Origin of the sequence: Plesiocystis pacifica SIR-1, from assembly GCF_000170895.1 — a bacterium.
Taxonomy (GTDB): Bacteria; Myxococcota_A; Polyangia; order Nannocystales; family Nannocystaceae; genus Plesiocystis; species Plesiocystis pacifica.
On sequence record NZ_ABCS01000204.1, the window covers coordinates 1 to 6,595 of the forward strand.

The window sequence follows — 6,595 nt, forward strand, 5'->3', positions numbered from 1 at the left end:
GCTCAGCGCACGATCGGTCGCGCAGCGTGGCAGCTCTCGCTCTTGCAGGGCCTCGTCGTAGTAGCGCAGGGCGACGTCGCCCTCGCCCTCGCGCTCGGCCACGAAGCCCGCGAGGTAAGAGCCGAAGGCCCCGTGGGCGTGCTCGGGGTCGTAGTCGAGCAGGTAGCTGCGCATCACCGTGAAGCGCTTGGACTCCACGCGCGCGCCGCTGAGGTCACCGCGGGCGAGGTAGTTGATCAGGTTGATCGCGTTGAGGGCCAGCTTCTCCGTGGGCGTGGTCCGGTACTTGGTCGCCGAGTCGGAGAACACGTAGCGGCCGATCTCGTCGGCGTTGCTGGCCAGGTCGAGGAACTCGAGCTGCTCCTCGGCGGCCTGGAAGTTGCTCGCGCTGGCCTCCCAGCGCTGCATGGCGTGGAGGATGGTCGCGCGCTCGAGCACGGCGAGGGCCGTCTCGCTCTTCCACTTCGTCGGCAGGTCGAGGTCGTCCTTGACCTTGATGAAGTGGTTGATCTCGTCGAGGCCGTCCTCGTAGCGCCCGGCCGCCACGGCCTCGCGCATCTCGAAGGTCTTGTCCGAGTAGGTCGCGCAGGACGTGGCCGCGAGCGCGGACACGAGGCCCAGCGCGAGGCCGCCCCGGTGCACTGCCGGGGCGAGGCGGGCGAGCTGTTTGGGGCGCCAGGTCACGGGACCCCCGGTCAGCGGACGATGGCCTTGCTGCGCTCGGAGGTGTGCTGGAACTTGATCATCGAGGTCTCGACCTCGATGACCTGGAGGAAGAGCGAGTACTGCACCCGGCGCTCCTTGTCGAAGCGCTCGTCCGTCGAGGTGATCTTGCCGGTGATGTAGTACTTGGCCCCGAGCTGCGCGCCGAGCTGGGCGGCGGTCGCGGGGTTGAAGAGGTCGGAGTTTTGCAGCTGCGCCTCGGCGACCATCTCGGCCTGGCGCTCGCGGCTGACCACGTTGACGGCGCCGGAGTTGATCATCTGCGTCTCGATCTCGGACAGCAGGGTCAGCATCTGGTCGTCGATGTGCTGGTCGGTGGAGTTCTTGATCGGCCAGATGGCGACGATCGGCGCCTCGGGCCCGCCCTGGACGTCGCGGCCCCAAAAGGGCGAGCTGAACATCGCGGCGAGGTTCTCATCGACGAGGTACTTGATGTCCTCGCGGTCGAGGGTGGTGCTCATCGCGCCCTTGTCGAGGTTGGGGTTCTCGGTGCCCGGGCCACCGCGGACAGCCTTGGGCTTGCAGCCGAGCGTGCCGCCAGCGACACCAGCGAGAAGGAGCAGAGAGAGCGAAGACCGGAGCAGACGAGCGTTGTGCATGGTTACTCGAGGGGTTCCCGGTTCGATTGTCCGGGACTTTGAAGGACCGAGCGGGCGAGATTGCGTGAAGACTCTCACTGCATGGTGCAGTACTGGTGACGAGCGCGGTGGTTCAGAGAATCAGCTTCAGCTCGGAGAGCTCGTGCAGACGCTCGTAGGTAGCGATGACTTCATCGACCGTTTGGGCCTGGAGCACGAGGGTCACACACACGGAATTCCCCTTGCTGCTCAGCCGCTCAGACACCGACACACGGTCCCCCACCGCACCCCGCGCGGCGGCGACCGCTCCCTCTCGGAAGGTCGCGCTCGCGGGCCCGAAGGCCTTGATCAGGTACTCCCCCGGAAACTCGTGCTGGCTCTCGATGAGCTCGCGCTCGGGGGCGCGGCGCGTTGACTGTGCCATGTCGGTGTCCTACCACTGGCACGCCTCGAGCGACAGCCGAGGGCCCCGCCCGAGCGAGCATGTTGACCTCTGACTCGACGCCCGATCATCGCCAGCGATGGACCCGTCGCGCGCTCTTGCGTCGCCTCGCCGTCGCGAGCGTGGGCCTCGCGTTGCCCGTGACCGCGCTGTCCGGGTGCAACGGCGCCGAGGGTGCGGGGCCCGGAGGCAAGGGCGGCAAGGGCAAGGGCGGCAAGGGTCGAGGGGGCTACGGCGAGGGCGGCGGCGGTGGAGCCGAGGCCCTCGCCGTCGAGCTGGCCACCACCGAGCCCGCGACCATCGAGCGTCACCATCGAGCGTCGGGGACCCTCGAGGCCCTGCGCCGCGCCGAGATCCGACCGGTGCGCGCGGGCATCATCGAGGACCTCGACGTCGAGGTCGGCGACACCGTCGAGGAGGGCCAGGTCCTCGCCCGGCTCGACGGTCGGGAGCTCTCGCTCCAGGCCCGGCGCGACAAGATTGCGGCCGGCAACGTCGCCCGCGAGGTCGAGCGCCTCGAGCAGCTCGAGCGGTCCGGGGCGATCGCGGCCGAGGAGATCGACGCCCGCCGCTACGAGCTCGAGACGGCCAAGGCGGCCGCCAAGCTCTCGCGCACCCAGGCCTCGACGATGACCGTGCGGGCCCCCTTCTCCGGGGTGGTCGTGCGCCGCGACGTCGACGTCGGCAACCTGGCGAGCACGGGCACGAGCATCTGCGAGATCGCCGATCTCTCGGCCCTCGAGCTCACCGTGCACCTGCCCGAGCGCGAGGCCGCCCGGGTCAAAAAAGACGCCGAGGTCGAGGTCGAGCTGGTCGACGGCAGCACCTTCACCGCCAAGGTGGTCCGCCGCGCGCCGATCGTCGACGCGCTCACGGGCACCGTCGAGTTTTTGGTCCGCGCCGAAGACTTCCCCGAGCTCGCCGTGCCCGGCTCCTTCGTGCGCGCGCGGATCTTGCTCGAGCGCCTCGAGGCCGAGCACTCCGTCCCGCGCGCGGCGGTGTTCGAGCTCGAGGGCCAGCGCTACGTCTACGCCATGCGCGAGGGCAAGGCCCGGCGCGTGGCCGTGGAGGTCGGCCTCGAGGGCACCGAGCGCGCCCAGATCCTCTCGGGCCTCGACGGCTCCGAGCGCCTGCTCGTCGACGCCGAGGGCATCACCGAGGGCATGGCGGTCAAGGGCGTGGGCGAGGATCCGCCGGCGCAAGACGGCCCGCTTGGTGAGGGCGAGGGCGAGGGCGGCAAGAAGGGCGGCCGACGCAAATCGGGCTTCGGCGGCAAGCGCAGGAGGCGCTGAGTATTGGGCTCGCGCGAAGGCCTCGCCTCGTCCACCCGCGGCGCGCTCATGGGGCTGATCGCCGGGGTGGTCGTTCGCCCGGTGACCGTGACCATGGTGACCGTCGCCCTGCTCTTGTTCGGCCTCGTCGCGGTCACCCGCATGCCCGTCGAGCTGCTCCCGGACCTGAGCTATCCGAGCATCACCGTGCAGACGACCTTCGCCGACGCGGCCCCGGCCGAGATCGAAGAGCTCGTCACCCGCCCGGTCGAGGAGCTCGTCGGCGGCGTGCCGGGGGTCGTCGCCGTGGAGTCGGCCTCGCGCGAGGGCAGCTCCGAGGTCGTGCTGGATTTTGCTTGGGGCACGCGCATCGACGACGCCATGGCCGACGTGCGCGAGAAGCTCGACCGCGTTCGGCTCCCGACCACCGCCGAGCGCCCGGTCGTGCTCCGCTACGATCCCTCGCAAGAGCCGATCATGCGTCTGGCCCTGGTGCCCGGAGCAGGCGAGGACGCCGGCCCGCTCCTGGCCAGCGACTTTCGGGCCCTGCGCGACGTCGCCGACAAGCAGGTCAAGCAGGATCTCGAGAAGCTCGACGGCGTCGCCGCGGTCCAGCTCCACGGCGGCGACGAGGAGGAGGTCGTCGTCGAGCTCGACCCCGAGCGCCTCGCCGCCTACGGCATCGACGCCTCCGAGGTCGTCACCGCGATCGGCTCTGACAACGTCAACCGCCCCGGCGGCGGGCTGACCGACAACAACAACCGCTACCTCATCCGCACGGTCCATGAGGCCAAGACCGCCGAGGACCTCGGGGCGATCATCATTCGCCAGAGCTCGAGCACCTCGTCCACCTCGTCGGGGTCTGGGGGGGGCGGGGAGCTGCGCCTGCGCGACCTCGCGACCCGCATCGAGCGGACGGCGGTGGAGCGCGAGGAGCTGTCGCTGGTCGGCGGCGCCGGGACCCGCGAGGTCATCGAGCTGGCCGTCTACCGCGAGGGCGACGCGAACACCGTGCGCGTGGCCGAGACCGTGCAGGCCCGGCTGACCGCCCTCGAGCGCAGCTTGCCCCCGGGTCACGAGCTGATCGTGCTCAGCAACCAGGCCCGCTTCATCGACGCTGCGATCGTCGAGGTCGCGCTCAACACCCTCGTCGGCGGCGGCCTGGCGATCCTGGTGCTGCTGTTTTTCCTCCGTGATCTGCGCTCGACCCTGGTCATCGGCGTCGCCATCCCGATCTCGCTGCTGGTCAGCTTCGTGCCCCTGACCATCCTCGGCGTGTCCCTCAACCTCATGAGCCTGGGCGGCCTGGCCCTGGGCGTGGGCATGCTGGTCGACAACAGCATCGTCACCCTCGAGGCCATCGCCCGGGAGCGCGAGGGGGATCCGGCCATGCCCCGGGCCCAGGCCGCGATCCGCGGGACCGTGGAGATCGCCAGCTCGGTGGTCGCCTCCACGCTGACGACCGTGGCCGTGTTCTTCCCCATGGCCTTCGTCGAGGGCGTCGCGGGGCAGCTCGTCCGCGACCTCGCCTACGCCGTCAGCTTCTCGATCCTCTCGTCGATGCTCGTGAGCCTGACCCTCGTGCCGGTGCTCCAGGCCCTCGGTGAGGACGCCGAGGCGGAGGCCGAAGCGGGCGATGGAGACGAAGGGGAGCGCGAGGCTTCGGGCCGCTCCAAGCGCTCCCTGCTCGCCTACCTCACCGCCATCCCGGCGCTGCTGTGGGTCCCGATCCGGGCCCTCGTCGCGGGCTTGGGCTGGCTGTTTGAAAAGCTCGCCTGGCCGCTGACGCGGGGTTGGGAGCTGCTCGAGGACCAGTACCCCAAGCTCCTGCGCGGCGCGCTGCGGGTCCGCTCCCTCGTGCTCCTGGCCGCCCTCGGCCTGTGCGTCGGGGTGACCTGGTCGGGCCGCGATCTCGGCCGGACCTTGCTCCCCGAGGTCCGCCAGGGCGAGGTCTACGTGCAGATCGAGCTGCCCCAGGGGACCTCCCTCGAGCGCACCGCGGCGCTGACCCGGGGCATCGTCGACGAGCTGTCCGCCGACCCGCGGGTCGAGCTGATCTTCGCCCGGGTCGGCAGCGTGACCCAGGGCGGCTCGGCCACGGGCAGCCAGGCGGGCACCCACCTCGCGCAGATCAACCTCAAGGTCCCCGAGGCCCTCGTCGCCGAGGGCGACCTCGAGGCCATCGAGGCCGAGCTCTTCGACGCGGCCCTGAGCGCGGCCAATACCCGCCTCGACGGCCTCGAGCACCGCCTGCGCCTGGGCCGTCCGGAGCTGCTGGCCTTCGACGCGCCCATCGAGGTCCGCGTCTACGCCGAGGACAGCCAGTTCGCCATCGCCCACGCGCGCCGCCTGCTCCCGCGCCTGCGCGAGGTCGAGGGCCTCGAGGACGTCGCCGCCGACGACCTGAGCGGTCGGCCGGAGGTGCGCGTGGCCTTCGACCGCGAGCGCCTGGGCCTGGCCGGCCTCGACGTCGAGGGGGCCGCCGCCGCGGTCCAGCGCGCGATCCAGGGCGAGGTCGCGGGCCAGCTCCACGCCCCGGACAAGCAGCTCGACATCCGCGTGCGCCTGCCCGAGGTCGATCGCTCCTCCGTCGAGGACGTCGCGCGCATCCAGGTCGGCCTGGTCACCCCCCCGACCACCACGGGCACCAGCGCCCCGCCCCGCCCGGTCCAGCTCACGGCCGTCGCCGCCGTCGAGCCCACCGTCGGCCCGGCCGAGATCCGTCGCATCGACGGGCGCCGGGGCCTCCGGATCCGGGCCCGCGCCGGCGTCGGTGACCTGGGGGCCCTCGCCAGCGAGGTCCAGGCCGTGCTCGACGAAGAGGCCGACGCGCTCGCGCGCTCGGGCAGCGGCGTGGGCCGGAGCGACTGGATCCAGGCCGAGGTCGCGGGCCAGGCCAACGAGATGGGCGACTCGCTCCAGAGCCTCGCGTTCACGGCCTTGCTGTCGATCTTCCTCGTCTACGTGGTCATGGCCTCGAGCTTCGAGAGCCTCCACCACCCTTTTTTGATCATGTTCACCGTGCCGCTGGCGATCATCGGGGTCGTCCTCGCTTGCCAGCTCACGGGGACGCCGATCTCCGCGATGGTCGGGATCGGGGCGATCATCCTTGGGGGCATCGTGGTCAACAACGCGATCGTGTTGATCAACGCGGTCAACCAGCGGCGGGGGCGAGGGATGGGCGTCGACGAGGCGCTGATCGAGGCGGGCTCCGTGCGGGCGCGGCCGATTGCGATGACGACGGCCACGACGGTGCTCGGGTTGATGCCGATGGCGATCGGGATGGGCGAGGGGGCGGCGCTGCGCCAGCCTCTGGCGCTCGCGGTGATCGGGGGGCTGTTGGCGGCGACGGCGTTGACCCTGGTCGTGATTCCTTGCGCGTACGCGCTGGTGCCGGGGAAGCGGCGAGCGGCCTGGGACTGAGCGGTTCCTGTTGGCGAGGTGGACGTTTGGGGTGTTGGTCTGAGAACGTCGGGGCTTCGACGGTGCACCGCGGCCTATTCGGCGGGCGCCCTCCCCACTCCTGCGCTCGCGCCGAGCCACATCCGTTGCTCTTCCAAGGCTGTAGGCGGCTCGGTGCT

General features: G+C 71.0%; 5 protein-coding genes. 2 read left to right on the top strand and 3 right to left on the bottom strand.

Translation table 11 applies throughout. The features are described 5' to 3' along the window. The 3 genes from PPSIR1_RS40970 to PPSIR1_RS40980 all read right to left on the bottom strand — a co-directional run. Window positions 1-684: hypothetical protein (locus tag PPSIR1_RS40970; protein WP_275935403.1), on the bottom strand; the 684-nt coding region annotated here is incomplete at its 3' end. A gap of 11 nt (window positions 685-695) precedes the next feature. After that, entirely contained in the window at window positions 696-1,322 is a 627-nt protein-coding gene (locus tag PPSIR1_RS40975; RefSeq protein WP_006977237.1) for a penicillin-binding protein activator LpoB, read from the bottom strand. Window positions 1,323-1,434: 112 nt separating this feature from the next. After that, window positions 1,435-1,725 carry a DUF493 domain-containing protein gene (locus PPSIR1_RS40980; protein WP_006977238.1) on the bottom strand — a complete coding sequence of 97 codons (291 nt, stop codon included), beginning with the start codon at window positions 1,723-1,725 and terminating at the stop codon, window positions 1,435-1,437. A gap of 59 nt (window positions 1,726-1,784) precedes the next feature. Here PPSIR1_RS40980 and PPSIR1_RS40985 point away from each other — a divergent pair, with 59 nt between their 5' ends. Beyond that, window positions 1,785-3,035, top strand: coding sequence for an efflux RND transporter periplasmic adaptor subunit (locus tag PPSIR1_RS40985; protein WP_045117762.1), 1,251 nt, complete (start codon window positions 1,785-1,787; stop codon window positions 3,033-3,035). A 3-nt stretch (window positions 3,036-3,038) separates the two neighbouring features. Next, on the top strand, window positions 3,039-6,437 hold the full coding sequence (locus PPSIR1_RS40990) for an efflux RND transporter permease subunit (protein ID WP_006977240.1): 3,399 nt from the start codon (window positions 3,039-3,041) through the stop codon (window positions 6,435-6,437). Window positions 6,438-6,595: the final 158 nt, after the last annotated feature.

Coding starts and splice junctions, on each gene's coding strand:
- PPSIR1_RS40975 (WP_006977237.1), bottom strand. CDS start 1,322: ATGCACAACGCTCGTCTGCTCCGGTCTTCGCTCTCTCTGCTCCTTCTC.
- PPSIR1_RS40980 (WP_006977238.1), bottom strand. CDS start 1,725: ATGGCACAGTCAACGCGCCGCGCCCCCGAGCGCGAGCTCATCGAGAGC.
- PPSIR1_RS40985 (WP_045117762.1), top strand. CDS start 1,785: ATGTTGACCTCTGACTCGACGCCCGATCATCGCCAGCGATGGACCCGT.